The sequence below is a fragment of the Actinomadura sp. 7K507 genome (assembly GCF_004348425.1).
GTDB lineage: Bacteria > Actinomycetota > Actinomycetes > Streptosporangiales > Streptosporangiaceae > Spirillospora.
The window spans coordinates 1-1,745 of the sequence record NZ_SMKK01000512.1 but is presented as its reverse complement, the minus strand read 5'-3'; the positions used below and the strand labels follow the sequence as shown (position 1 = coordinate 1,745).

Annotated in this window: 3 protein-coding genes; 2 read left to right on the top strand and 1 reads right to left on the bottom strand. The window is 67.3% G+C overall.

The features are described from left to right. Positions 1 to 378: metalloregulator ArsR/SmtB family transcription factor (locus tag E1285_RS44945; protein WP_132161014.1), on the bottom strand; the 378-nt coding region annotated here is incomplete at its 3' end. Between the two features lie 211 nt (positions 379 to 589). Between E1285_RS44945 and E1285_RS44940 the strand changes: the two genes are divergently transcribed. Next, entirely contained in the window at positions 590 to 1,150 is a 561-nt protein-coding gene (locus tag E1285_RS44940) for a hypothetical protein (RefSeq protein ID WP_132161013.1), read from the top strand. Between the two features lie 13 nt (positions 1,151 to 1,163). Beyond that, positions 1,164 to 1,691, top strand: coding sequence for a hypothetical protein (locus tag E1285_RS44935; RefSeq protein ID WP_132161012.1), 528 nt, complete (start codon positions 1,164 to 1,166; stop codon positions 1,689 to 1,691). Positions 1,692 to 1,745: the final 54 nt, after the last annotated feature.

Below are 1,745 nucleotides of genomic sequence, written 5' to 3'. Positions count from 1 at the left end.
GAACGACCGCCCGTCGGCCCACCCCGCCCCCTCCGCGGCGAGCCGCTCCGCATCCAGGCTGAGCCCGTAGCGCTCGTAGGTCTCGCGCGCGCCGCCCGCCCGGTCCGCGGTGTCGGCGAGCCTGCTGAGCGCGGCCCCCAGGTCCCGCAGGGGAGCGGACCTCAGCGCGTAGACGCGTCGCTGGCCGGTGCGCCGGGAGGTGACGACACCGGCGCGTTCGAGGGTCTGCAAGTGCTTGGTCGTCTGCGGCTGGCGCGCCTCGGCGAGCCGGGCGAGGACACCGACCGACCGGGGCCGCTCGGCCAGCAGGCCCACCAGCCGCCGGCGCGCCGGATCGGCCAGTGCGCTGAGGAGTGCGTCGTGCGCGTCGTCGTCCACGAGGAGAAGTATTCGTGTCAACGAATATTCGTGTCAAGGAATATCGGAGCAGCGGACGGGGTCGAGATCCGCTCTACTTAACATAATGTACATTATCGACCAACTCGGGACCGGCTCTGGAGAGTGGGTGATCCTCGGCCGAAGCCGGTGAACCGAACGCCGGGTGCGGGAGTCTGATCACCTATCGAATCCCATGCGACGGAAGGCAAGCGTGAGCGAACGACTCGACCAGGTATTCGGGCAGCTCGTGACGCGGAGCTGGCAGCGCTTCGACGAAGAGACCCGCACCCGCGAGATCGACGACATCCTCGTCGGCGCCGTCATCACCGCGTCGGTCGCCCAGGGCAACGCCCTCATCGACCTGACCTCCGACGGCAACCACCATTACCTCCGGTTCCAGCACCTGCAGAACAAGCACCGCCTGATGTTCCAGCTGACGCATCGGACCGGCACCATCACCTCGGCCAAGACCATGGGCCAGCACGCGGCCGTGACGATGGCCTACGGCGAGTACGTCCAGGACGCGCGGACGGTGTGGCAGGCGCTGAAGTCGGAGGTCAAGAGCGGTTTCCTGGACGTCGGCGAGCCCGGCGTGTTCACCGTGGACGCCGACCTCGGCACGGGCTACGTCTACGTCCAGGTCCCCCTGCTGCTGGACCTGGACCATTACTTCGCCGACCACTACACGGTGAAGTACCCCGTGCTGCAGGAGCACATCGCCGCCGTCGCCCAGGCCTGTGCGAAGTACCTGCACGGGCGCATCGCCGCCTGAACCGGAGGACTCCATGCTTTCGATGGTCAACAAGTTCAAGAACAACGCCGAGGCGCGCGAGAGCAAGGACGAAGCCCTCATCGGCGAGATGGTGTTCACGATGGCGCACCTGGGGTGTCCCGTCATCGGGATCAACTCCGGCATGGACCTGCAGTACGTGCGTTTCAAGCCGGTCGGCGACCCCGCCCTCTACAGCTTCACGATCGTGCTGGACCGCAAGACCGGCGACGGTGTGCTGCAGCAGGCCGTGCTCGGCAGCAAGGCGACGCTCACGTTCGTCGCCGAGGTGAAGAACCACATCGCCGACCCCGACGACCTGGTGGCCATGTTCCGCACCGACATGGCGAACATGCTGCGCAGCCCCTGGTTCGGCGACGTCAAGCTCGATCACCAGCTCAACTCGATCACCGCCACGAAGAAGCAGCTGATCGACATCGACGACTACGCGGACGCCGACGGCGGCGACCGTGACCGGCTCCGCCAGCTCCTGCAGAGCACCATGCAGGAGCTGCGCGAGAAGGTGGCCCCGTACAAGAAATGACGGGCGGGTGGCGGCGCGGCTCATCTTCCGCGCCGCGCCGCCACTCCTCCCCCC